25 protein-coding genes, 1 pseudogene and 2 other annotated features are annotated in these 24,783 nt (G+C 42.5%); of the genes and pseudogenes, 23 read left to right on the top strand and 3 right to left on the bottom strand.

Going from position 1 to position 24,783, the window contains the following annotated elements; translation table 11 throughout:
• Positions 1-94 precede the first annotated feature (94 nt).
• The 10 genes and pseudogenes from C6Y01_RS08630 to C6Y01_RS19300 form a co-directional block, all read left to right on the top strand.
• Positions 95-1,117, top strand: a complete 1,023-nt coding sequence (locus C6Y01_RS08630; RefSeq protein WP_106038057.1) for a glyceraldehyde-3-phosphate dehydrogenase — start codon at positions 95-97, stop codon at positions 1,115-1,117.
• Positions 1,118-1,351: 234 nt separating this feature from the next.
• Positions 1,352-1,732: an adenosylmethionine decarboxylase gene (gene speD, locus C6Y01_RS08625; protein ID WP_003216492.1), complete on the top strand. Its 381-nt coding sequence runs from the start codon at positions 1,352-1,354 to the stop codon at positions 1,730-1,732.
• 185 nt (positions 1,733-1,917) lie between these two features.
• A complete protein-coding gene (locus tag C6Y01_RS08620) occupies positions 1,918-2,304 on the top strand; it encodes a hypothetical protein (protein ID WP_034661829.1) in 387 nt (128 codons plus the stop codon).
• 4 nt (positions 2,305-2,308) lie between these two features.
• On the top strand, positions 2,309-2,767 hold the full coding sequence (nrdR, locus tag C6Y01_RS08615; RefSeq protein ID WP_003216720.1) for a transcriptional regulator NrdR: 459 nt from the start codon (positions 2,309-2,311) through the stop codon (positions 2,765-2,767).
• 102 nt (positions 2,768-2,869) lie between these two features.
• On the top strand, positions 2,870-4,294 hold the full coding sequence (gene dnaB, locus C6Y01_RS08610; RefSeq protein WP_106038056.1) for a replicative helicase loading/DNA remodeling protein DnaB: 1,425 nt from the start codon (positions 2,870-2,872) through the stop codon (positions 4,292-4,294).
• 17 nt (positions 4,295-4,311) lie between these two features.
• On the top strand, positions 4,312-5,241 hold the full coding sequence (gene dnaI / locus C6Y01_RS08605; RefSeq protein WP_034662053.1) for a primosomal protein DnaI: 930 nt from the start codon (positions 4,312-4,314) through the stop codon (positions 5,239-5,241).
• 33 nt (positions 5,242-5,274) lie between these two features.
• Complete coding sequence (locus tag C6Y01_RS08600) at positions 5,275-5,913, top strand: TVP38/TMEM64 family protein (RefSeq protein WP_034661822.1); 639 nt, start codon at positions 5,275-5,277, stop codon at positions 5,911-5,913.
• 60 nt (positions 5,914-5,973) lie between these two features.
• Entirely contained in the window at positions 5,974-6,843 is an 870-nt protein-coding gene (gene ytxC, locus C6Y01_RS08595; RefSeq protein WP_034661819.1) for a putative sporulation protein YtxC, read from the top strand.
• A gap of 43 nt (positions 6,844-6,886) precedes the next feature.
• Positions 6,887-7,134: a binding site (T-box leader), on the top strand.
• A gap of 45 nt (positions 7,135-7,179) precedes the next feature.
• The gene (thrS, locus tag C6Y01_RS08585; protein ID WP_106038055.1) at positions 7,180-9,120 is read left to right on the top strand and encodes a threonine--tRNA ligase; all 1,941 of its coding nucleotides are present in this window, start codon (positions 7,180-7,182) and stop codon (positions 9,118-9,120) included.
• Between the two features lie 121 nt (positions 9,121-9,241).
• Positions 9,242-9,389 (top strand): annotated as a pseudogene (locus C6Y01_RS19300) (methyl-accepting chemotaxis protein); the annotation flags it as partial.
• Positions 9,390-9,445: 56 nt separating this feature from the next.
• On the opposite strand, the gene C6Y01_RS08575 reads toward C6Y01_RS19300, so the two are convergent.
• Positions 9,446-10,225 carry an HAD family hydrolase gene (locus C6Y01_RS08575; RefSeq protein WP_034661814.1) on the bottom strand — a complete coding sequence of 260 codons (780 nt, stop codon included), beginning with the start codon at positions 10,223-10,225 and terminating at the stop codon, positions 9,446-9,448.
• A 175-nt stretch (positions 10,226-10,400) separates the two neighbouring features.
• Between C6Y01_RS08575 and C6Y01_RS08570 the strand changes: the two genes are divergently transcribed.
• The 8 genes from C6Y01_RS08570 to C6Y01_RS08535 all read left to right on the top strand — a co-directional run bounded on the left by C6Y01_RS08570 (position 10,401) and on the right by C6Y01_RS08535 (position 15,977).
• Positions 10,401-12,158 (top strand): sensor histidine kinase, encoded by a 1,758-nt coding sequence (locus tag C6Y01_RS08570; protein ID WP_034661812.1) that lies wholly within the window; start codon positions 10,401-10,403, stop codon positions 12,156-12,158.
• The gene (locus C6Y01_RS08565; RefSeq protein ID WP_034661809.1) at positions 12,155-12,892 is read left to right on the top strand and encodes a LytR/AlgR family response regulator transcription factor; all 738 of its coding nucleotides are present in this window, start codon (positions 12,155-12,157) and stop codon (positions 12,890-12,892) included. The genes C6Y01_RS08570 and C6Y01_RS08565 overlap by 4 nt, the downstream gene beginning before the upstream one ends.
• Before the next feature lie 138 nt (positions 12,893-13,030).
• Positions 13,031-13,474 (top strand): antiholin-like murein hydrolase modulator LrgA, encoded by a 444-nt coding sequence (gene lrgA, locus C6Y01_RS08560; RefSeq protein WP_034661806.1) that lies wholly within the window; start codon positions 13,031-13,033, stop codon positions 13,472-13,474.
• A 14-nt stretch (positions 13,475-13,488) separates the two neighbouring features.
• Positions 13,489-14,184, top strand: a complete 696-nt coding sequence (gene lrgB / locus C6Y01_RS08555; protein ID WP_106038054.1) for an antiholin-like protein LrgB — start codon at positions 13,489-13,491, stop codon at positions 14,182-14,184.
• A gap of 128 nt (positions 14,185-14,312) precedes the next feature.
• Positions 14,313-14,444: a sequence feature (ribosomal protein L20 leader region), on the top strand.
• A 71-nt stretch (positions 14,445-14,515) separates the two neighbouring features.
• Positions 14,516-15,031, top strand: coding sequence for a translation initiation factor IF-3 (infC, locus tag C6Y01_RS08550; RefSeq protein WP_024425720.1), 516 nt, complete (start codon positions 14,516-14,518; stop codon positions 15,029-15,031).
• A 24-nt stretch (positions 15,032-15,055) separates the two neighbouring features.
• Entirely contained in the window at positions 15,056-15,256 is a 201-nt protein-coding gene (gene rpmI, locus C6Y01_RS08545) for a 50S ribosomal protein L35 (RefSeq protein WP_003216324.1), read from the top strand.
• A 31-nt stretch (positions 15,257-15,287) separates the two neighbouring features.
• Positions 15,288-15,647: a 50S ribosomal protein L20 gene (gene rplT, locus C6Y01_RS08540; RefSeq protein WP_003216409.1), complete on the top strand. Its 360-nt coding sequence runs from the start codon at positions 15,288-15,290 to the stop codon at positions 15,645-15,647.
• 63 nt (positions 15,648-15,710) lie between these two features.
• Complete coding sequence (locus tag C6Y01_RS08535) at positions 15,711-15,977, top strand: DUF1294 domain-containing protein (protein WP_034661803.1); 267 nt, start codon at positions 15,711-15,713, stop codon at positions 15,975-15,977.
• A 17-nt stretch (positions 15,978-15,994) separates the two neighbouring features.
• Here the strand turns inward: C6Y01_RS08535 and C6Y01_RS08530 are convergent, their stop codons facing one another.
• Entirely contained in the window at positions 15,995-16,399 is a 405-nt protein-coding gene (locus C6Y01_RS08530; protein ID WP_003216690.1) for a hypothetical protein, read from the bottom strand.
• A 181-nt stretch (positions 16,400-16,580) separates the two neighbouring features.
• Between C6Y01_RS08530 and C6Y01_RS08525 the strand changes: the two genes are divergently transcribed.
• Positions 16,581-17,669, top strand: coding sequence for a M42 family metallopeptidase (locus C6Y01_RS08525; protein WP_034661800.1), 1,089 nt, complete (start codon positions 16,581-16,583; stop codon positions 17,667-17,669).
• Positions 17,670-18,019: 350 nt separating this feature from the next.
• Positions 18,020-19,816 carry a carbon starvation protein CstA gene (gene cstA / locus C6Y01_RS08520; protein ID WP_034661799.1) on the top strand — a complete coding sequence of 599 codons (1,797 nt, stop codon included), beginning with the start codon at positions 18,020-18,022 and terminating at the stop codon, positions 19,814-19,816.
• Positions 19,817-19,857: 41 nt separating this feature from the next.
• Here cstA and sspI read toward each other — a convergent pair whose 3' ends face one another.
• A complete protein-coding gene (gene sspI / locus C6Y01_RS08515; protein WP_003216243.1) occupies positions 19,858-20,079 on the bottom strand; it encodes a small acid-soluble spore protein SspI in 222 nt (73 codons plus the stop codon).
• Between the two features lie 113 nt (positions 20,080-20,192).
• On the opposite strand from sspI, the gene C6Y01_RS08510 reads away from it, so the two are divergent.
• The 3 genes from C6Y01_RS08510 (at position 20,193) to pheT (ending at position 24,777) form a co-directional block, all read left to right on the top strand.
• A complete protein-coding gene (locus C6Y01_RS08510) occupies positions 20,193-20,936 on the top strand; it encodes a TrmH family RNA methyltransferase (RefSeq protein ID WP_034661796.1) in 744 nt (247 codons plus the stop codon).
• 376 nt (positions 20,937-21,312) lie between these two features.
• On the top strand, positions 21,313-22,347 hold the full coding sequence (pheS, locus tag C6Y01_RS08505) for a phenylalanine--tRNA ligase subunit alpha (protein WP_106038053.1): 1,035 nt from the start codon (positions 21,313-21,315) through the stop codon (positions 22,345-22,347).
• A 15-nt stretch (positions 22,348-22,362) separates the two neighbouring features.
• The gene (pheT, locus tag C6Y01_RS08500) at positions 22,363-24,777 is read left to right on the top strand and encodes a phenylalanine--tRNA ligase subunit beta (protein ID WP_106038052.1); all 2,415 of its coding nucleotides are present in this window, start codon (positions 22,363-22,365) and stop codon (positions 24,775-24,777) included.
• The last annotated feature ends 6 nt before the right edge of the window (positions 24,778-24,783 follow it).

Below are 24,783 nucleotides of genomic sequence, written 5' to 3'. Positions count from 1 at the left end.
ACGTTTATATACTGGCAATTACATTCTAATGTGATATACTAATTTCATAAATAAATTTATTGAGTATAACACATAATAGAGGAGTGACCTGTTCATGAAGGTAAAAGCAGCGATCAATGGGTTTGGCAGAATTGGACGCATGGTCTTCAGAAAAGCAATGCTTGATGATCAAATTCAAATTGTAGCGGTGAACGCAAGCTATCCTGCCGAAACGCTAGCACATTTAATTAAATATGACACAAATCATGGACGTTACGAATGCGATGTGACAGCAGAAGATGACGCACTGATTGTAAATGGGAAAAGAGTGCTTTTGCTCAATGACAGAGACCCAAAGCAGCTTCCATGGGGAGAGCTTGGGATTGATATCGTCATAGAAGCAACAGGGAAATTTAATTCAAAAGAACAAGCGATGGGCCATATAGATGCCGGAGCGAAAAAGGTCATACTCACAGCTCCAGGTAAAAATGAAGACATTACAATTGTGATGGGTGTCAATGAAGATGATCTTGATCCTGAAAAGCACGTCATTATTTCAAACGCATCTTGTACAACAAACTGTTTAGCACCAGTTGTTAAATTGTTAGATGATGAATTCGGCATCGACAACGGCTTAATGACAACGGTTCATGCGTATACAAATGATCAAAAAAATATCGACAACCCGCATAAGGATTTGCGCCGGGCAAGAGCGTGTGCCCAGTCCATCATTCCAACTACGACGGGTGCCGCTAAAGCGCTTTCTTTAGTGCTGCCGCACATGAAAGGGAAATTGCATGGACTTGCACTGCGCGTGCCAGTTTCCAATGTATCGATGGTTGATCTTGTCGTCGACTTGAAAAAAGATGTCACAGCAGAAGAAGTAAATGCAGCCTTCTCAAATGCATCAAAAACTTCTCTAACCGGTATTTTAGATTACACGGATGAGCCGCTTGTTTCTACAGACTTTAACACGAACCCTTATTCAGCTGTCGTGGATGGACTGACAACGATGGTGATGGAGGATAGAAAAGTAAAAGTTCTTGCATGGTATGACAATGAATGGGGTTATTCATGCAGAGTGGTGGATCTTGTGAAGTTTGTCGGTTCGCAGATGAAAGAGCTTTCTGCTGTTTGAAATGAAGAAGACGAACGTCCCTTTTCAAGAAATGAGAGAAAATCCCACTAAAAACACAGCTTGCAAAATGGGTTTAAACAAAGTATACTATTTTTCGTGAACTTCTTGTTCGCAGACTCATTCGGGTATACTTAAAGGGTTAGGACCTCTTTGGACTAACTTTCCCCCGTGGTATATGTCCGGTCCGGCTGCTTAGAACTTCACTCTTTCATTCTTGTTTAAGGGGGGTCCATGATGGAAACAATCGGACGTCACGTTATCTCCGAGCTATGGGGATGCGACTGTGATAAACTGAACGACATGGATTTTATTGAAAAAACGTTTGTAAACGCAGCTTTGAAATCAGGAGCTGAAGTAAGAGAGGTTGCTTTTCACAAATTTGCACCTCAAGGAGTAAGTGGAGTTGTCATTATTTCTGAATCTCATCTGACAATTCACAGCTTTCCTGAACATGGTTATGCGAGCATAGATGTTTATACTTGCGGCGACCTAGATCCGAATATCGCAGCAGATCATATCGGAGATGAATTAGGTGCCGAAACAAGAGAAAACATCGAAATTCCTCGAGGCATGGGACCTGTACAAGTGAAACAGGCACAAGCCAAAGCACTGTAAACATAAAAAAGATTGCAATGGGAGCTGGCCAAAAGCATTGAAATGCCTTTGTGTTATGCTCCTTTTTATATTTGTTTGATATACAAAATCCAACATTCCCCAACTTGTCTATACTTTTGTTCTAGGAAAACAAAGGTTTTTTTTATAAAATAAAGAAGAGGCATTATGGCAAAGGGGATACGTATATGACTTTAGGACAAAAGTTCAAACGGTTCATGTCAAACCATACAGAAACATCTGACGAGCATCCAGTGTCAGAACTGAAAAGCCATTACTACAAAACGACGAATGCACAAGTTTTTCAAGCGGTGGAAGCCATGCTTTCCCGAAACGATTCCTATCAAGTGACATCTGTTTCAGCAGAACGAGGTGAAATCAGCGCAAACATCAGAATGCCGAAAAAAGCCTTTCTCGTAGCGACTGTCATTTCAATTCGTCCTTTTGAAACAGCTGTCGATTTTAATGTGACAACAGAAACGGTCCTGCCAACAGATTTTGGTTATAGTCAGAAGGCCGTTTTGTCTCTTTATGATGAACTAGACAAACAACTTCCAAGAATAGATCGGAGCTGATGAAATGAAATGTCCCACATGTCAGCACCTTGGCACAAGGGTGCTTGATTCAAGACCAGTAGATGAAGGGAAATCCATCCGTCGTAGAAGAGAGTGCGAAAGCTGCCAGTATCGCTTTACGACGTTTGAGAAATTAGAAGAATTACCGCTGATTGTGGTGAAAAAAGAAGGGATTCGAGAAGAATTCAGCCGCGAAAAGATGCTGAGAGGACTCATTAAAGCGTGTGAAAAGCGTCCTGTTGCTTTAAAGCAGCTGGAGGATGTCTGCTTTAATATCGAAAAAGAACTGCGTAATCAAGGCATGTCAGAAGTGAAAAGCGAGCTTGTAGGTGAAATGGTGATGGACGAGCTGGCAAAAATTGATGAAGTGTCTTACGTCAGGTTTGCCTCAGTTTACCGGCAGTTTAAAGATATCAACGTCTTTATTGATGAATTAAAAGATTTATTAAAGAAAGAACGCTAAAAAAGAGCTGAAGATTCTTCACGCTCTTTTTCCTGCGTAAAGCGTAAAACGCAAAAAGGGTGTACAATAGAAACAATTGCAATTCATGGGGAGGATCAGCATATGACAGAGCATTGGAAGGAAGTGCTAGCCGTCGATCCGTATGTCGTCAAAAGCGCTTCATTGCTCGGTGACATCGATAGACAGCTCATTACTCTTTTATATCAGCCGCTTATAGGCATGTCCGCTTTCAGCTTATATATGACGCTGTGGGGAGAGCTGGAACAAAATCGGATGTGGGGGAAACCCGCACCTCATCGGCAGCTCATGGTCATGCTGCAAACGAATTTAAATGATATTTTTGAGGAACGTTTAAAGCTTGAAGCGATTGGTTTACTCCGCACATATGAACAGGAAACGGAAGAAGGCAGACTGTTTACATATGAGCTTGTGCCGCCGCTAAGACCAGATGAGTTTTTCCAGGATGGTATGCTGAATGTCCTGCTGTACCATCGTGTAGAGAAAGCAAAATATAAGCAGCTTCGTGATTATTTTTCTTATCCAGGTGTTCCTGCAGAGGCAAAGAACATCTCGCGGTCGTTTGAAGAAGTCTTTCACGTATTGCAGCCAGGTGAACGAAGGATGACAGAAGAAATCAATCAGGCGTCGTCACTTGATCAGGGCTATGAATATGTGACCGTTGGATCGAGTCAGCCGGCTCCGCTCTCAGACGATTCCTTTGATTTCGATCTATTGCTAGCGGGCATGTCTGATATGATGATTCCAAGAAAGGCTTTGACAAAGCAGGTGAAAGAAACCATTAAGAAGTTAGCCGTTGTATACGGCATCACCCCGCTTCAAATGCAAAATATTGTAGCAGGTGCCTGCGGTTCGGATCAAATGATCTCAACAGAAGAGCTGAGAAAAGCCGCAAGAGACTGGTACCAAATTGAATACAGAGGCGAGCAGCCAAAACTCATTGATCAAAAACAGCCGAGACACTTGCGTCAAGATGCTTCAAAGGCGCCGGCGGCAGATACGCCAGATGCGAAATTGATTGAAAAGCTCGATCATATTTCGCCTAGGGAGCTGCTAAAAGATATGGCTGACGGCATTGAGCCAACGTATGCCGACTTAAGAATTGTCGAAGATATTATGCTCGAGCAGCAGCTAGAGCCAGGTGTCATGAACGTTTTGATCTACTATACATTACTGAAAACAGATATGAAGCTGTCGAAAACATATATGCAAAAAATCGCCGCTCATTGGGTGAGAAAGAAAATTAAAACCGTAGCGGCAGCCATGAAAATTGCCAAAGAAGAGAACAAGCAAATGACAGAGTGGGCGCAGCAGAAAAAGCAGCGCAGCACATATGGATCAGGGAAAGTTGTCCGAGAAGAGAAGCTTCCTGACTGGATGAAAGAAACTGAAACGAAAGAACAGCCGGCAAAAGAACAATTAGACAGTCTGTCGACAGAAGATCTCGAACGAGAAAAAGAAAAACTGTTAGATCAGTTTAAAAATATGAAAAAGTACAATGCACATTAAGGTGAGGTGAGATGGGGATGAAACCGATCGGTCGTTCATTTGAACAGTTAAAAGGACGAGTAGATTTTCGTGTGAGATACAATCAGATTAAAGAGAGTGTGTTATCTGATGAAGATGTAAGGGCCTTTTTACAGGAGCATCAAGAAGAAATACACGAAGACATGATCAATCGTAGTTTGAACCGGCTTTTTGAATATGTGCAGCAGTCGAAGGGCTGTTCATATTGCTTAGATGAAGAGAACGTCAATGCGATTTTAGACGGGTATCACCCGAAGCTTGTGATCAAAGGTCAGAGTATTGATATTGAATATTCCCCCTGCCCAGTCAAGCTGCGGCTCGATAGACAGAAAAAACAGCAAGAGCTTATGAAAAGCATGTACATTCCGCAAAATGTTCTTCAAGCGACGTTCACTGATCTGAACGTTGTGGGAAGACAGGAAGTCATTCAAAAAGTAGGTCAATTCCTGCAAAGCTATGATGAGACGGGCAAAGGGAAGGGTTTATATTTACACGGAAAGTTTGGAGTAGGAAAAACGTATATTCTGGCAGCCATTGCGCAGCAGCTAGCGGAGAAGGAATACCCATCTCTCCTAGTGTACGTGCCTGAATTTGTGAGAGAGTTAAAAAATTCGTTAGCCGATCATACACTGGAAGCAAAGCTGAACATGGTCAAATCCACCCCTATTTTAATGCTTGATGATATTGGGGCAGAGTCGATGACAAGCTGGGTTCGAGATGAACTGCTCGGAACGATCTTACAGTACCGTATGGCAGAGCAGCTGCCGACTTTCTTCTCTTCTAATTTCTCACCAAGTGAACTGAAACATCACTTTACGTACTCACAGCGCGGGGAAAAAGAAGAGGTCAAAGCCGCTCGTTTAATGGAACGGATTCTTTATTTAGCAGAGGCAGTCTTGCTCGAAGGAGAAAACCGCCGTCATTTATAAAAGCGTCTATCACCTGAAGGAGGAGCAAATGAAATGAACAAAAGGAAATGGCTGCTTTTTCTCGTGATTGCAGGTCTCGCTGCTTTACTTTGGTGGCTGAACAAACAGCACCTTCAGCTGGCGCCGAAAGATGTGAAGAATTGGGTGCTTCAATTTGGGCTGCTGGCTCCCTTTGTTTTTCTGTTCTTATCTCTTTTTCGCCCGTTTGTTCTCGTCCCACTTACGGTCTTTTCGCTGGCAGCAGGTTTAGCATTCGGCAGTGTTCTTGGGACGATTTATGCCCTCGTTGGTGCTACCGCCGGAGCAACAGGCTCCTTCCTGCTTGCCACAACCTTTCGTGCAAAAAAGAAAGGCAGAGAATCAAGCAGCCGGAAGCTGAGAGCGGTGACATCCCGCATTCAGGAGCATGGGTTTCTTTATATTTTGTTATTGCGTATTGCCCCGATCCATTTTGACTTTGTCAGCTATGCGGCAGCAGTTTCACGTGCGAATTATCGTGCATTCACGGCAGCTACTTTTTTAGGCTTAATACCGGGTACAGTTGCATTAAATGTCCTTGGCTCAAGCTTTGTCAGCGGCAATTATGCCGCCTTAGTGATCGTTTGTTTGATTTATCTGATCTTTATCTCCGTTCCGCTCATTTTAAAAAGAAAGATGCCTGATTTATTTTAGGCGTCTATTTTTTATGTTTTCCCCATATATATGTAACAGATGTCGTTAGGGGGGACAAACATGCTTGAAATAATCTTTGAAGATGAATATGATACCGCCGCTTTTTTACATCTTGCTGAACACTTGGACAGTCGGCATCACATGTCAATTCAACAAGGGAAAGACCGGCTTCTCATAGAGGCGAAGGAATCAGAAGAAGGACTTGAGCCCATTGTGCGGCCATTACTGGTTCACTTTTTTTTGGAATGCAAAGAAAATGAGCGCATGCGCAGCATCCTTGAAAACACCTATTTATTTAAAGATCCTGAAGAGCAGCACCAAATTCTTTCAATCGCCCACAGTATTATGAACGGGGATTTAGATGATATTCCCGGCATTCATCAAGAACCGTCAAGAGAAGCCCTGTTAACAAAGGAGCTTGAGACCATTTCTTTACAGCAAGGTATTTTTTCAATTGGTTCATTTATGACATTTAGACTGTCAGAGTATGACAGGAGGCTGAAGAACTATGTTGAAGTCTCCATTGAAGAATACAAAATGGAACAAGAATATCAAAACTTCATTCAATCCCTTCGAGACTATGTGATGGCAAGAGAACCTAAGCTCGAAAAAGTACATGTTGTGCATCAGGACCGCCTGATGATTTGGGAATTTCGGTACGCTTCTGAGCGTGATCAAAAACAATACATAGACAGACAGTTTGTAAGAGAGCATCCAATGTATATTGATTCGCAGCTGATTGCACCACTCGTATCCATAGCGCCGCAAAAGATTGACCTATTTACAAATGATACGGGTCACTCGATGGTGCAGACCATTCAAAATATTTTTCAAGAAAGGGTCGAGGTATTCCCGGCTCATTCATTTCAAGAACAGAATGTTCAATTTGTACATGACCATTTGGAACAGAAAAGTGAAAAGCTTTCTTGATTTTCACGAAAAAACGTTTTATAATACGGTGTAACTTCATACAGAGACCGTATTGATAAGGACATGAACAAATGAACACCCGCTTAAAGAGAGGGAAGCCGCGGCTGAAAGCTTCCTAGCAGAGGACCATTTGCTTTACCACCTTTGAACATCAGCTGTGAACTTTTTAGTAATGGCTGACGGGAATTCCCGTTATCGAACCACAAGCCGTGTTTGCTTATGAAAACGTAAGCTGCAAATACGGGAAAAAGGGTGGAACCACGATTCCGTTTATTCAACCTCGTCCCTTTCCAGGGGGCGGGGTTTTTATATTGCCAAAAAAAGGAGTGACCAGAGATGTCAGAACAAATTCAACTTACATTTCCAGATGGAGCAGTCAAGGAGTTTGACAAAACAGCTACAACAGAAGACATCGCGGCATCAATTAGCCCGGGCCTAAAGAAAAAAGCGCTTGCCGGTAAATTGAACGGCAAAGAAATAGATCTGCGTACGCCGCTATTAGAAAGTGGAACAATCGAGATCATCACAGATAAAAGTGAAGAAGCACTCGACATTATGCGCCACAGCACAGCACATTTGCTAGCACAGGCGATCAAACGTCTTTATGGAAAAGAGCATCATGTCCAGTTTGGCGTAGGTCCTGTGATCGAAAATGGTTTCTACTATGATGTCGACATCGATGTTGCCATCACACCTGAAGACTTACCTAAGATTGAAAAAGAAATGAAAAAAATCATTAACAGCAATTTGCCAATTGAGCGAATTGAAGTAACAAGAGAAGAAGCGAAAAAACGCTTTGAAGCGATTGGTGATCAATTGAAGCTTGAGCTGTTAGAGGCGATTCCAGAAGGTGAAGCCGTGACGATTTATGAGCAGGGTGAATTCTTTGACCTCTGCCGCGGCATTCACTTGCCATCAACAGGGAAAATCAAAGAGTTTAAGCTGTTAAGCCTTGCAGGTGCATACTGGAGAGGTGACAGCAACAATCAAATGCTTCAGCGTATTTACGGTACAGCTTTCTTCAGCAAAGAAGATTTAAATGAGCACTTACGCCTGCTTGAAGAAGCGAAAGAACGCGATCACCGTAAACTAGGAAAAGAGCTGAAACTGTTTGCGAACTCTCAAAAGGTAGGTCAAGGTCTACCGCTTTGGCTGCCAAAAGGCGCAACGATCCGCCGTGTTATTGAGCGTTACATTGTCGATAAAGAAGTACGTCTTGGTTATGAGCATGTGTATACACCAGTTCTTGCGAATGTCGAATTGTATAAAACTTCAGGGCACTGGGCGCATTATCAAGAAGACATGTTCCCTGTGATGGAAATGGACAACGAAGATCTTGTTCTTCGTCCAATGAACTGTCCGCACCATATGATGATTTACAAAAACGAGCCGCATAGCTATCGCGAATTGCCAATTCGTATTGCAGAGCTTGGTACAATGCACCGTTATGAAATGTCAGGTGCTTTATCCGGTCTTCAGCGTGTTCGCGGGATGACATTAAACGATGCCCATATCTTTGTTCGTCCAGATCAAATCAAAGACGAATTCATTCGTACAGTTCGCTTAATTGAAGAAGTGTATCAAGACTTTGGCTTGAATGACTACACATTCCGCTTATCTTACCGTGATCCAGAAGATACTGAGAAGTATTTCGACGATGATGCAATGTGGAATAAAGCACAATCGATGCTAAAGGATGCAATGGACGATCTTGGTCATGATTATTATGAAGCAGAAGGAGAAGCGGCATTTTATGGTCCGAAGCTTGATGTACAGGTCAAGACAGCTCTTGGAAAAGAAGAGACATTGTCTACTGTACAGCTTGACTTCTTACTACCAGAGCGTTTCGATCTCACCTATATCGGAGAAGATGGCAAGCATCATCGTCCGGTCGTGATTCATAGAGGTGTTGTCTCTACAATGGAGCGCTTTGTTGCCTTCTTAATTGAAGAATACAAAGGAGCCCTTCCAACATGGCTGGCACCTGTACAATTCCAAGTCATCCCGGTTTCACCGTCTGTCCATTTAGACTACGCGAAAAAAGTGCAAGAACGTTTGCAGCTTGAAGGCCTTCGTGTAGAGCTTGACAGCCGTGATGAAAAGATTGGATACAAAATTAGAGAAGCGCAAATGCAAAAGATCCCGTACATGCTAGTCGTCGGAGATCAAGAAGCAGAAAATGGCGCTGTCAATGTAAGAAAATACGGAGAGCAAGATTCAGAAACAATGGATCTTGAAGCCTTTGTGAAACATGCAGTAGCAGAAGCAAAAAAATAATACTTCCAATGAAGCAGTCAGTGATCTTTCTCTTGAGATCACTGGCTTTTTCTTATGGGGAAAAATTTCCCACTGGTGATCCAGTTTCTTGAATGATACGTTTGGAAAGTACGAAAGTATGGTCAGCAGCGGAACGAGCCGGGCCAAGACAACGGTGTTTACAAATCGCGATCTTGTAAAGCAGGCAAGCGAGGAATTTATGAATGTAGTTAGGAGAAGCAGCCCGCAGCTTAGACAAGCAAGCGCAAAGTCTAGCCGCCATTGTGTAGTTTGAAAACACAAAAACACCCAAACTCGTCAGGAGAAGGGTGTTTTCTCTTTTGTTCTATTTTAATATATCAAACAATTCATGTAAGTCTTTGATTTCATAATCTGGCGTTACATCTGTTTCATTTTTCTTGCCATGTCGATTGATCCAAACGGTTTGAATACCAACGCGAGATGCCCCAAGAATATCTGTTTTTGGATTGTCTCCAACCATGATCACATCGTCTTTTGTTAGATTTAACAGCTGAAGGCAGTGCTCAAAGATGCCAGGGTCAGGTTTGCCTTTCCCGTAATCTCCTGAAATCACAATTTCATTAAAATAAGGTGCAAGCTCAGGAACACCTGCCAGTTTTTCCTTTTGAAGACTAGGATCTCCGTTTGTTAAAAGGAGCAATTCATAGCTGCCTTTCAGGCGGTCTAAAACAGGGTACGTTTCTTCATAGACAAATGGACGTTTTCTCCGCTCGGCTGCAAAGAAATCAGCCAAATATTGTCCAAATGCCTCATCGTCAATTCCTGCTTCTTTTAAGCCATTTGTCCAAGCGTTCTTGCGATACTCTGGTGCAAGGGCATTCAGCTTTTGAAAGCCTTCGCTAATCGGTTCACTAAAATTTGACCACAGTCCTTCGAAAGGATTAATTCCGATCATGACAGTATAATCATATGTTTCATAGGAAGAGTACAGCTTTCTTGCTTCTTCACGTACAATCTGTTCAAATGTTGCTGGATTCAGTCCATATTTCTTTTCCGCTTCGCGGCATGTTTCCTGAAAAGTTGTGTGAATGCTTTTTTCATCCCAAAGCAAAGTATCATCTAAATCGAAAAATACGGCTTTCATGATCTTCTCCCTTGTTATGTATGTGTTACCTTCAATTGCAAGTGACGGCTCATGTTCATTTTACAATAGAAGATGAGGGCAATAAAGAAAAGATTTGAGAGATCTTGGATCATTGACCGCACATGATAGAATAGAAAGACAGTAGATATAACATACATCAATTGAGGTGGCCGGTTTGCTTCATTTAATTATTATGATGATCGAGCGTGTGGGGATCATCGTTATTTTAGGGTTTGTGCTTGCCCATGTGAAGGGCTTTCGCAATCTATTGCTTCATAATGAAGGGTTTCGAAAAAAGGCAGTCCTTGTCTTTATTTTTGCTTCTTTTAGTATTATCAGCAATTACACAGGAATTGAAATCCAGCAGCAGATGGTCATGAATCATGAGTTTTCCTATCATCTTGGCTCATCAAGCTCGATCGCCAATACGAGAATCATGGGGATCGAAATGGGCGGATTGATAGGAGGGCCGTTTGTTGGCATTGGTGCAGGGCTTTTAGCTGGAATTCATCGCTATTCACTCGGAGGGAGCACGGCACTCAGCTGTGCGATTTCTTCGATTTTAGCCGGTGTGATTGCAGGCTATGTCGGCAGCAGATTTAAACGGAAGAATCGAATGGTGACACCTCGCCAAGCAGCACTTTTTGGTGTGGCGATGGAATCATTACAGATGATCATTATTCTTCTGTTTGCAAGGCCATTGGCTGATGCTTGGGGGCTTGTGAGTATCATTGCCTTGCCGATGATTTTTGTGAATGGAATTGGCAGCTTTATCTTTTTATCGATTTTACAGTCAGTCATTCGGCAAGAAGAGCAGGCAAAGGCGATGCAGACACACCGTGTATTTTCGATCGCCGATCAAACGCTGCCTTTTTTCCGGCAAGGCTTAAATGAACAGTCCTGTAAAAGTGTGGCGGAGATCATTCATCGACTAACAGAAACAGATGCGGTTTCCTTAACAGATACAGAAAAGATTTTAGCTCATGTCGGAGACGGGACGGATCATCATATTCCATCGAAAAGCCTGATTACAGGACTGTCGAAACAAGTATTGTTGAGCGGCAAAATTATGAAGGCGCATTCGAAAGACGAAATCAATTGTTCAGTCACTCATTGCCCGCTTCAAGCAGCGATTGTGCTGCCCCTCACCTCCAATGGTCAAACGATCGGAACGTTAAAAATGTATTTCAATTCTCCGGTCGGATTAAGCAGGGTGGAAGAGGAGCTTGCAGAAGGCTTGGCGATGCTGTTTTCCACACAGCTTGAACTTGGAGAGGCAGAAACCCAAAGCCGCCTGCTAAAAGATGCAGAGATCAAAGCGCTTCAAGCGCAAGTGAACCCGCACTTTTTATTTAACGCCATTAATACCATCTCTGTTTTGTGCAGAACGAATGTAGAGATGGCAAGGAAGCTGCTGCTGCAGCTGAGTATTTATTTCCGGTCTAATTTGCAAGGCGCCCGCCAGCTGCTGATTCCGCTGCATAAAGAAATTCAGCATGTAGAAGCATATTTGTCGCTTGAACAAGCGAGGTTTCCAAATAAATACCATGTGGCCTTTCAAATTGAAAAGGAGCTGGAGCAGGTGATGATTCCTCCATTTGTGCTTCAGGTGCTTGTTGAAAACGCAGTGAGACACGCTTTTCCTAAACATCAAACGAGTTGTGAAGTCGTCGTTTCTGCTTTGATGAAAGATGGGCATGTTTATATGAAAGTGACGGATAATGGACAGGGAATCGAGAATGACAAGATGGCTCAGTTATTAAAAGCGCCTGTTGAATCCAAAGAAGGAACAGGTACGGCTCTTTTTAATTTAGATCAGCGGTTAAGAGGGATTTTTGGCAGACAAGCCGCTTTATCCATTCATAGCGGCCAAGGCACTGACATCTCATTTCGCATTCCAATGGACTATGTAAAAAAGGATGATTTTCGTTGATAAACGTATTAATCGTAGATGATGAAGTGTTAGCAAGAGACGAATTAAAATATTTATTACGCAGAACGAAAGAGGATGTTCAAATAGAGGAAGCAGAAAATATAGAATCTGCTTTTGACCGGATGGTGGATCATAAGCCGGACCTGCTCTTTTTAGACATTGATTTATCTGGTGAGAATGGATTTGATATTGCCAAAAGGCTCAACCGGATGTCTGATCCGCCAGCGATTGTATTTGCGACAGCCTTTGATCAATATGCGCTGAAGGCGTTTGAGGTAAGTGCGCTTGATTACTTAACGAAACCATTTGATGAAGAGCGGCTTTTGCAAACGATCCAAAAGTTTAAAAAGTGGAAATCTGTTGAGACGCAAGAGCACCAGCTGTCAGATGAGAAAATACCCCATCAGCAAAAATTAGCCATCTCAGTCGATGACTCAATTGTCATCCTGCAAGTTGAAGAGATCATGTATGTAGGGCTCAGTGAGGGGAAAAAGGTCGTGAAAACAAAGGATCACATGTATGAGGTCACAGAACCGCTTGTGGTCATTGAAAAGAAACTGCCTGAGGCTTACTTTATGAGGGTTCATCGAAGCTATATCGTGAACACCTCTCATATGAAAGAAGTACAGCCATGGTTTAATTCGACGTATAACCTGCATATGACAGACGGGTCGATCATTCCTGTCAGCCGTACATATGCCAAAGAACTTAAAAAGTCGCTCCTGCTAGAGTAGGACGGCTTTTTTTGTTTGTATTTCAATACTCGTTTTCTGCATTTCATTCATTGAATCCGGCGAGTTTGATTGTAAACGCTTCATTCGTTTATTTTCATGCCGTATACTGAGGGCAGTCGAAGAAAGAGGTGAAGGGGCATGAGTGCCACTAAAGTATATGGATTTCTATCTCAAGCATTTATCTTTGCAACCGTAATGTTCGTTTCTAATCTCATTTCAATGTATTTACCAATTCCGATGCCCGCATCTGTGATTGGTCTGGTTCTATTATTTGTTTTGCTGACAACGAAAATCGTCAAACTGGAGCAGGTGGAGCAATTAGGTACATCATTGACAGGGCTCATTAGCTTTCTATTTGTTCCCTCTGGTATCTCGGTTATTCAATCACTAGGTGTCATGCAAGAAGTAGGTGTGCAAGTTGTCGGTGTCATTATCATTGCAACCATTATGTTACTTGCAGCGACAGGGCTATTCACGCAGCTTCTCATGCAATTATCAGAAAAACCACAGAAACGTAAAGAGACAAAGGAGAGCAAATCGACTCCTTCTCATTCAAATAAACCAGCTTCAAGTACGCATTAAAGGAGGTATGCAGGATGGGTACAAGTACGATGAGTCCTTATTTTGGTATAGTCGTCTCATTAGTCGCCTTTGGAATCGGTACATTCTTATTTAAAAAATCAAAAGGCTTCTTCTTATTCACACCACTTTTTGTGGCGATGGTGTTAGGCATTTTATTTTTAAAAATTGGCGGTTTTTCCTATGCAGATTATAATGAGGGCGGCAAGATTATCAAGTTTTTCTTAGAGCCTGCGACCATTGCTTTCGCCATTCCGCTTTATAAGCAGCGCGCATTGCTTAAAAAATATTGGTGGCAGATTTTATCCGCTATTTTTGTAGGGTCACTTTGTTCCATTACGATCGTGTATGTCGTAGCAAAAGGGATTCATCTTGATACGGCTGTGATGAAAAGTATGCTTCCGCAAGCAGCGACGACAGCGATTGCTCTTCCGATTGCAAAGGATATTGGCGGAATCGCAGATATCACAGCCTTTGCGGTCATATTTAATGCAGTCATTGTGTATGCACTAGGTGCTTTCTTCTTAAAATGGTTTCGAATTAAAAATCCAGTGGCAAAAGGGCTTGCACTCGGTACATCAGGACATGCGCTTGGCGTCTCTGTTGGGATTGAGATGGGAGAAGTGGAAGCGGCCATGGCAAGTATCGCCGTTGTGGTCGTAGGAGTTGTGACCGTCATTGTCATCCCAATCTTTATGCAATTCATACTTTGATGGTGTCATTGTTTGAAAAAGCCTTGCCCAATTCGTTTTATCGTGCTAAAATGAAAAAGTTGTTTCAAGAGTTCGGTTACTTGACGGACAAATGAAAATTGTGTAGAATAATTAACGAATTGAATAGATATCACAAGCAGAAGCACCCGCTTCTCACCTGATTGACACGTGTTTGTAGTTGACAGGTTGACCGTACATTTATTTTTTCATGCAAATGTTCGCAGTGTGGGTGTTTTATATGCCCACACTTTTTGTTTGCCTGTAAAACATACAACGAAATGGTCAAAATGAATTGTGAACTCAATTCAAAATCTCATGGAGGTGGCTCACTATTAGCAAAGATCAATTAGTTAATGAAGGTATTCGTGCGCGTGAAGTTCGTTTGATCGGACAAAATGGCGATCAGCTGGGGATTAAAACCCGCCAGGAAGCTCTGGAAATTGCTGCGAAAGCCAATCTTGACCTTGTGTTAGTTGCTGCAAATGCAAAACCACCTGTTTGCCGAATCATGGACTACGGTAAGTTCCGATTCGAACAGCAGAAGAAGGAAAAAGAGGCACGTAAGAATCAAAAAATCATTAGCTTAAAAGAAGTTCGGTTGAGCCCGACAATCGATGAACATGATTTTAACACGAAGCTCCGTAATGCAATCAAATTCCTTGAAAAGGGCGATAAAGTGAAAGCTTCTATCCGCTTTAAAGGCCGTGCGATTACGCATAAAGAAATCGGACAGCGCGTGTTAGACCGTTTCTCTGAAGCTTGCGCTGAAGTAGCAACAGTAGAAACAAAACCTAAGATGGACGGACGCAGCATGTTCCTCATGCTTGCACCAAAAGTCGAAAAGTAAAGTAACAGAGGGAGGAAACATCCAATGCCAAAAATGAAAACTCACCGCGGATCTGCTAAACGTTTCAAAAAAACAGGTTCTGGTAAACTTAAACGTTCTCATGCGTACACAAGTCACTTGTTCGCTAACAAATCTACAAAGCAAAAACGTAAATTGCGTAAGAGCGCAATCGTAAGTGCTGGAGATTTCAAACGTATCAAACAACAACTTGCAAACATCAAGTAATTTGGAATAGGAATCATAGGAGGGAATTACAATGCCAAGAGTAAAAGGCGGAACTGTGTCGCGTCAGCGTCGTAAAAAGGTTCTTAAATTAGCAAAAGGTTATTTCGGTTCAAAACATAGATTATACAAAGTAGCAAACCAACAGGTGATGAAATCTGGAAACTACGCTTTCCGTGACCGTCGTCAGAAAAAACGTGACTTCCGTAAACTATGGATCACTCGTATCAATGCTGCAGCTCGTATGAACGGTCTTTCTTACAGCCGTTTAATGCATGGCCTAAAGCTTTCTGGTATCGAAGTAAACCGCAAAATGCTTGCTGACCTTGCTGTGAATGACCTAAGTGCATTCAATCAGCTTGCTGATGCTGCAAAAGCACAACTAGACAAGTAAGTCATATAAAAGATCATTCCGTCGAGGGGTGATCTTTTTTGCTCATCATGTGAGGTGAAATGAATGAATATCGCGCTGATTCTACTGCTGATCTTGGTAAATGGCTATGGTTTTTTTCTCATGGGAGAGGACAAGCGCCGGGCAAAAGCGCATAAATGGAGAATTTCAGAGGCGCACTTATGGAGTGCTGCCGTGCTTTTTGGGGCTGCTGGATCGTATCTAGGGATGCAGTATTTCCGTCATAAAACAAAGCATCCTGCCTTTCAAATGGGCATGCCGGTGTTAATCATGGTGCAGTTGATCATATTAGGATATATAAAGTTCATCTGAAAAAGGAGCAGACGCCATCAAGACGGCGTGTCTGCTCCTTTTTTTTGTTTGATTTTTTTAATGGGCTGATCCCAATCAATTTTTGTTTGAGGATAACGTTCGATAATGTTTTCCTCCAATTTTTCAAAGTCTTCTAATGTAAATTCACTTAGCTTCTCGGGTGACTCCGTCCAAACGTAAATGGAGTGGACAAACAGAGGATGATCCTTAGAAGGAACATGCTTCTCCCCTTCAAACAAGACACCTTTATAGACGAAATTAAAATTTTTGCGCGCATTTTGCTGTTCGTCCATAAAATAAAAGCCTTCTTTTAATTGTGCTTGTTTCAGCTTTCTTCTCGGATTTGAGAAGAATTTTACCGCCATGTAGAAGATGTAGACAAGCAGTGCAACAAGAGCAAGTCTAATGAGGATTACAAACATGACAGGATGCACCTCCAATATACCGTTATCTGATGTACTACGAATGAAAAGCCCAAAAGGTTTCAACTTTTTTTAAAAAAATATTTCGTTAAACGAAAAAATATTCATAAAAAGATCGTATTGAACGAAAGAGGTTTTGTATAATAAGAATGCACCATGAAGATAAAGGAGGATAAATGGAATGACAAAGCTAGATCAAACATTAACTATGCTGAAAGACCTAACGGATGCAAAAGGGATTCCAGGAAATGAACGTGATGTCAAAAAAGTCATGCAGACATACATAGAATCATATGCAGATGAAGTCTCTAGTGACCGCCTTGGCAGCTTAATCGCTAAGAAGGAAGGAAACGCAAACGGACCTAAAATTATGCTCGCTGGTCACTTAGATGAAGTAGGATTCATGGTGACAAAAATTGATGACAAAGGCTACATTCGCTTCCAAACAGTCGGCGGCTGGTGGTCACAGGTCATGCTCGCGCAGCGTGTCACCATTGTAACGAAAAAGGGAGACATCACAGGTGTGATTGGCTCAAAGCCGCCGCACGTCTTGTCACCTGAAGCTCGAAAAAAATCGATTGAGATTACAGATATGTTTATTGATATTGGTGCATCAAGCAAAGAACAGGCAATGGAATGGGGCGTGCTGCCTGGAGATCAAATCGTTCCTTATTTTGAGTTTACAGTGATGAATGATGAAAAAATGCTCCTTGCAAAAGCATGGGACAACCGTATCGGCTGTGCAGTAGCGATTGATGTCATGAAGAACTTACACAATGCTCAGCATGAGAATATTGCTTACAGTGTTGCAACTGTACAAGAGGAGGTTGGCCTGCGTGGTGCCAAAACAGCAGCGGCTACGATCCAGCCTGATATTGGATTTGCCATTGATGTTGGTGTAGCAGGAGACACGCCAGGCATCACTGAAAAAGAAGCAACAAGCAAGCTTGGCAAAGGACCAACGATTGTTGTATTTGATGCTTCGATGGTATCCCATAAAGGGCTTCGGGATTTTGTTGTCCAAACAGCGGATGAATTGAACATTCCTTATCAATATGACTCAATGCCTGGCGGTGGGACAGATGCTGGCGGTATCCATTTAACAGGTCATGGCGTGCCATCACTATCTATCGGTATACCAAGCAGATATATTCATACCCATGCAGCGATGATTCACCGGGATGATTATGAAAATGCAGTGAAGCTTTTAACAGAAGTGATCAAAAGACTTGATCAAAAAACGGTTGAGCAGATCACGTACGGTTCTTAATAGGTAAGCCTTTCCTCAGTATAGGGGAAAGGCTTTTTTATTCCATTGAATTTCCCAGGAAATGAACGTTGTTTTTTGATTACGTCAAAAGAACTGTTTTTAACAGAAGAAGAAAAAATATTCTAGTGAATAAGGCACATGTGATCTGGCTTTTATTTTTGTAAGATGAAAGCAATAAAAAGGACAGAGCCTAAAGAACGCCCTGTCAAAAGAGAGTTTATGGAAGTAGGTGAAGCTAACTTAAGAATAAACATATTATTCTTATTTGTCAACTTGGTTTTAAAAGAAAGAAAAATCAATCAATTTATGTTATATTTGTAACAAATTGTTTGTGCGAAGGGGATGGTTAAATGAATGCGGTTACAATTGTCATAGGATCTATGTGTATTTTAGCGATTGCCTATCGTCTTTATGGCACATTTATGATGGTCAAGGTATTAAAGGTGACAGACGATCATCCTACACCGGCTCACACATTAGAGGACGGGAAAGATTATGTGCCAACCAATAAATGGGTCACATTTGGGCATCACTTTGCTGCGATTGCAGCGGCCGGTCCGTTAGTGGGTCCGATTTTAGCCGCACAATTTGGGTATTTACCGGGTCTCCTTTGGCTGTTAATTGGCGCAGTGATTGGCGGAGCTGTACATGATCTTGTCGTCTTATTTGCGTCGATGCGAAAAAAGGGGAAATCATTATCAGAGGTAGCAAAGGAAGAGCTAGGACCTGTAGCAGGATTTTGTACAGGGCTTGCGATGCTGTTTATCATTACGATCACAATGGCAGGGCTGTCTATGGTTGTGCTTCATGCATTAGAACGTAACCCTTGGGGAACATTTGCAGTCGGAATCACGATTCCAATTGCGATGGGGGTTGGTCTTTATTATAAAAAGACAGGCAATTTAAAACTTGCCACAACTGCGGGATTTATTTTGCTGATGGTTGGTGTATTCCTTGGGCCGAATATTCAAGGAACGGCACTTGGTGATCTTTTAACACTTGATACAAAAACGCTTGCTCTTGCCCTGCCGATCTATGCTTTTTTTGCTGCGGCATTGCCGGTTTGGCTGCTGCTCGCACCGAGGGACTATTTAAGCAGCTTTATGAAAATAGGTGTTTTTATCGCATTGATTGCCGGAATCTTTGTCGTCAATCCAACGATTCAATTCCCAGCCTTTACGGAGTTTGTGAATGGAGGAGGCCCGGTTTTAGCTGGTCCTGTCTGGCCTTTTATTTCGATTACCATTGCTTGCGGGGCCATTTCTGGTTTCCACGCATTTGTTGGGTCAGGGACTACGCCTAAGATGCTTGACCGCTGGAGCGATATGAAGCCTGTCGCGTTTGGCGCAATGCTAGTAGAATGTCTAGTTGGCATTATGGCGTTAATTGCCGCTACGGCTCTTCATCCAGGAGATTATTTTGCGATTAACAGTACGCCAGAAGTGTTCCGAACGCTCGGGGTGAGTGTCGAGAACCTTCCGCAGCTGAGTAAGGAAATTGGTCTTGATTTAGAAGGAAGAACGGGTGGAGCTGTGACATTAGCTGTAGGGATGGCGTATATCTTTACGGGAATTCCGTTCTTTAGTCATTTAGCGTCTTATTTTTTCCAATTCGTCATTATGTTTGAAGCTGTCTTTATTTTAACCGCTATTGATGCTGGAACGCGTGTGGCGCGATATTTGATTCAAGACTTCTTTGGCGAAGCATATAAACCGCTTAAACGAAATGACTGGGTACCTGGGTCGGTGTTTGCAAGTGCGCTTGCTTGTTTTATGTGGGGATACTTGCTTTACTCTGGAGACATCGGGTCTATTTGGGCATTGTTTGGTGTATCGAACCAGTTAATGGCATCAGTCGGCTTAATCATCGGAGCAACCGTTGTATTAAAAATTGCAGATAAAAGGCGGTATATGCTGACTTGTTTAATTCCACTTGCTTACTTATATGTGACAGTGAATTATGCAGGCTATTGGATGGTAGCAAATGTATATCTTAATCCTGAGGCATCAGGTTACAGCGTGCTGAATGCGGTGCTGTCAATTATCATGCTGATCTTAGGATTTGTGATCATTGTGTTTGCGATTAAAAAATGGGTCGAAATTTGGCGTGATCCAGCGCTTCGGATGGAAACACCGATCACTGGCTAAATGAAAAAGCCGGTTTGCTATGATAAGCAAACCGGCTTCTTTTATTGCTGCTGATGAGGCTTTAAGCCTTGCTCTAGTGTCTCGAGGATCTCGTTCTTCTCGTTTTCTGATGCTTCTTGCCATAGCACCTCGAACAACACGCCAAGGCCTGGCAGCATTTTTTCCTCGCCGCTTTGAATGGCATCTAAAATCGTATGTTCAAGCTGCTCTTGATTATGGCCAGTGATGTTTTGAATGACTGCGCCTCTTAAATTAAAATCCATTGCCCACACTCCTTTTTTGATGGTAATAGCTCTATTCTGTCTCAAAGACAGGTTTATTATGTAGTGTGCATGAGATATAATAAATTCATGATATTTAAAGGAGTTAAAATCGCTTGAAATATATAGAATCAGCTAAAAACACAAACATTAAACAGTGGAAAAAGCTCCATGCGAAAAAAGAACGTACGAAAACGGGGCTGTTTCTCGTTGAGGGAATACACTTAGTCGAAGAAGCATTGAAGAGCGGTGTTGTGAAAGAATTAATGGTCACATCGCCTGATAAGCTTCCTTCTCATATCGATCCTGACATTGAACTTTATGAACTGAGCGAGGAAGCCTTTTCTGCCATGACCGAAACGGAAACGCCTCAGCACATCGCGGCGGTTTGTACAGTTCCTGTATTTGAAGAAAAGAAGTATGAACGACTTCTTCTGTTAGATGCAGTGCAGGACCCAGGAAATCTAGGCACACTCATTCGGACAGCAGATGCCGCTGGTCTTGATGCTGTGATCTTAGGTAATGGAACAGTCGATGCGTTTAACGGAAAAACGCTCCGTTCAGCACAAGGATCGCATTTCCACCTGCCAATTTTAAAGCAAACCCTTCAGCAGGCAATACAAGCATGTAAGGAGCAAGGCATACCTGTATACGGAAGCGCCTTGAAAAATGCGAAAGCGTATAGAAGCGTAACGGCAGAAGGTCCTTTTGCATTAATTGTTGGCAATGAAGGTGCAGGTATTGACCAAGAGATTCTGCAAATGACAGACCAGAATTTATATGTGCCGATGTATGGTCAGGCAGAATCATTAAATGTGGCTGTTGCGGCGGCAGTTCTCGTCTATCATTTGCGTGGATAGTGTTGCAACATGCGCTTATTTTCACTATAATGAAAATAATATTTTAAAAACCATGATAGAGGAAGATTGTTTCAAGAAGCGGCCTTAAAGGGAGAATGCATCGTAGACTGAAAGTGCATTTAAGGAATGCTGAAACAGGAATTCACCTCTGGAGTTGTCACCGGGACCGCAAGCTTTGCGTAAAGGTGAACCGGATTCGTTTGATTCCGTTATGTCAATGAAGCTTATTCGCACATGCATTTGTGCTCAACAAGGGTGGTACCGCGACCACAACTCGTCCCTTCTTTTTTAGAGGGACGGGTTTTTTTATTGTCTTCAAACGATCAAACAGCCGTTTATCCAGGCGGTTTTGTATATCAAAAGGAGGATTACACTCATGCAAGAAACGTTAAAACAGCTTGAAACAGAGGCGATAGCGAAGGTTGAAGCAGCTAGCTCGCTCAAAGAAGTTAATGATATTCGTGTTCAATATTTAGGGAAAAAAGGCCCGATCACAGAGGTGCTTCGTGGAATGGGCAAGCTCTCCGCAGAAGAAAGACCGAAAATGGGCGCACTCGCAAACGAAGTAAGAGAGCAGATTGCAAATGCTATTGCTGAAAAAAATGAGCAGCTGGAAAAAGAAGAAGTGAAGAAAAAACTTGCATCTCAAACGATCGATGTCACATTGCCAGCAAGTCCAATCAAAATGGGGGCAAGACATCCATTAACGATTGTTGTCGAAGATATTGAAGATTTATTTATTGGTATGGGCTATACCGTTGAGGAAGGTCCTGAGGTGGAAACGGATTATTATAACTTTGAAGCGCTGAATCTTCCAAAGGAGCATCCAGCACGTGATATGCAGGACAGCTTCTATATTACCGAGGATACACTGATGAGAACACAAACGTCACCAGTTCAAGCACGTACACTCGAAAAATATAAAGGACAAGGTCCTGTGAAGATCATCTGCCCTGGGAAAGTATATAGACGAGACAGTGATGACGCGACTCATTCACATCAATTCATGCAGATTGAAGGCCTTGTTGTCGATCACAATATTAGCATGAGTGATCTAAAAGGAACGCTTGAGACAGTCGCAAGAAAAATGTTTGGTGAAGATCGTGAAATTAGACTGCGTCCAAGCTTTTTCCCATTCACAGAACCATCTGTCGAAGTGGATGTGTCTTGCTTTAAATGCGGCGGAAAGGGCTGTTCAGTATGTAAAGGAACAGGCTGGATTGAGATTTTAGGAGCAGGGATGGTTCATCCAAATGTCCTGAGAATGAGCGGATTTGATCCAGAAACTTACCAAGGCTTTGCTTTTGGAATGGGTGTTGAACGTATTGCGATGCTAAAATACGGCATTGATGATATTCGCCATTTCTACACAAATGATATTAGATTCACAAAGCAATTCAAGCAGGACTAAGAGGAGGAAATCAACATGTTTGTTTCATATAAATGGTTAGAAGACTATGTCGATTTAGAAGGCATTCAGCCGGATGAATTAGCAGAAAAGATCACAAGAAGCGGAATTGAAGTGGAAGCCGTTGAATATAAAGGAGAAGGCATCAAAGGGGTTGTCGTTGGACATGTCATTGAGCGTGAACAGCACCCAAATGCGGATAAATTAAACAAATGTCTTGTTGATATCGGCGAAGACGCTCCAGTGCAAATTATTTGCGGGGCTCCGAATGTGGATAAAGGACAATATGTGGCCGTCGCAACGGTTGGCGCAGTCCTTCCAGGGAACTTTAAAATTAAAAAAGCAAAGCTGCGTGGCGAAGAGTCTCATGGCATGATTTGTTCTCTGCAAGAATTAGGCGTAGAAAGCAAACTCGTACCAAAGGAATATGCAGAAGGCATTTTTGTTTTCCCAAATGACGTCAAACCCGGAGATGATGCTCTTCAGGCACTTCAATTAGACGATGCGGTACTTGAGCTTGGTTTAACACCAAACCGTGCGGATGCCCTGAATATGCTCGGTGTGGCCTATGAGGTTGCAGCCATTTTAGGGAGAGACATCAAACTTCCTGATACAGCACATGACACCTCTTCAGAAAAAGCAGCAGACTATATCTCTGTGAAAATTGAGGATCAAGAAGCAAATCCACTTTATGCAGCGAAGATCATTAAAAATGTAAAGGTTGGACCAGCACCGCTTTGGATTCAAACAAGATTGATGAATGCAGGCATTCGACCAATTAACAACGTCGTCGATATTACAAACTTTGTACTGCTTGAATACGGTCAGCCGCTTCATGCATTTGATTATGACCGCTTTGGTTCAAAGCAGGTGGTCGTACGTAAAGCGTCTGATAGCGAAATCATTCAAACACTGGATGAACAAGAACGTACATTGTCATCAAAGCATCTAGTGATCACTAATGGGACGAAAGCGCACGCTGTAGCAGGCGTCATGGGCGGTCTTGAATCTGAGGTGCGTGATGAGACGACAACGATTCTTTTAGAAGCGGCATATTTCAACGGTCAAACGGTCCGTCAAGCATCTAGAGACTTAGGGCTTCGCAGTGAATCAAGCACACGATTTGAAAAAGGACTTGACCCGCAGCGTACAAAACCTGCAGCCGAAAGAGCAGCGCAATTGATCAGTCTCTATGCAGGTGGTGAAGTGCTAAGCGGGACTGTGGAGGAAAACCACCTTGAAGCAAGTATGAATGTCATCCACGTATCAACTGAGCGTGTGAATAAGGTGCTTGGCATGAGCATTTCAAAAGAAGATATGATGCAAATTTTCAACAAACTTGGTTTTACAGTGGGCGAATCAAATGACGTTCTTGTCGTAACGGTTCCTTCTCGTAGAATGGATATCACGATTGAAGAAGACCTCATTGAAGAAGTTGCCAGATTATACGGCTATGATAATATTCCGTCTACACTGCCTGCGACAGCTGGTACAGTTGGCGGTCTCACGCCGTACCAAGTGAAGCGCAGGAAGGTCAGACGTTTCTTAGAAGGCGCAGGTCTTTCTCAAGCGATCACGTATTCATTGACAAATCAGCATAAGTCTACAGCTTTTGCACTGAATCCAGCTTATAAAACGAGACTTTCCCTGCCAATGAGTGAAGAACGAAGTGTGCTCAGACAAAGTCTTCTGCCAAACTTACTTGATTCTGTTGCATATAACTTGGCAAGACAAGCTGATTCCTTTGGCTTTTATGAAACGGGTTCTGTGTTCTTAGCAGAAGCTGAAGGAGAAAAACCAGTGGAAAAAGAGCATGTCGCTGGTGCGCTGACAGGCTTATGGCATAAAAATCTTTGGCAGGGCGAGAAAAAAGCCGTCGATTTTTATGTAGCGAAAGGAATTGCAGAAGGTCTATTTGAAAAGCTTGGTGTATCAGACCAAATCACATATGTTCAAGCAGAGCGTGAGGGTCTTCACCCAGGTCGTACAGCAGATGTTCATTTAAATGGAAAAGTCATTGGGTTTGTTGCTGCACTGCATCCAGTCATTGAAAAGGAATTAGATTTAAAAGAAACATATGTTTTCGAGTTTGATTTAACAGATGTGATGACGTCTGAATCGAAGGATATGAAATATACAGCGATTCCGAGATTCCCTGCTGTGACAAGAGATATTGCACTTGTTGTAGATCAGCATATCTCAAGCGGACAGCTGGAGCGGGTCATCTATGAGGCAGGCGGGGATTTATTGACAGACCTATCCGTCTTTGATGTGTATGAGGGTGAACATATGGAAGAAGGCAAAAAATCCGTTGCATTCTCTCTCCAATATTTAAATCCGGAGCAAACATTGACAGAGGAAGAAGTGACGGCTGTTCATACAAAAGTATTGAAAGCATTAGAAGATACGTATCAAGCCGTCTTGCGCGGTTAAAGAAAA

It is taken from the genome of Bacillus sp. NMCC46, from assembly GCF_002998465.1.
GTDB lineage: Bacteria > Bacillota > Bacilli > Bacillales > Bacillaceae > Bacillus.
Note: the sequence above shows the minus strand (reverse complement) of the source record. Positions and strands in the feature narration are given on the sequence as shown.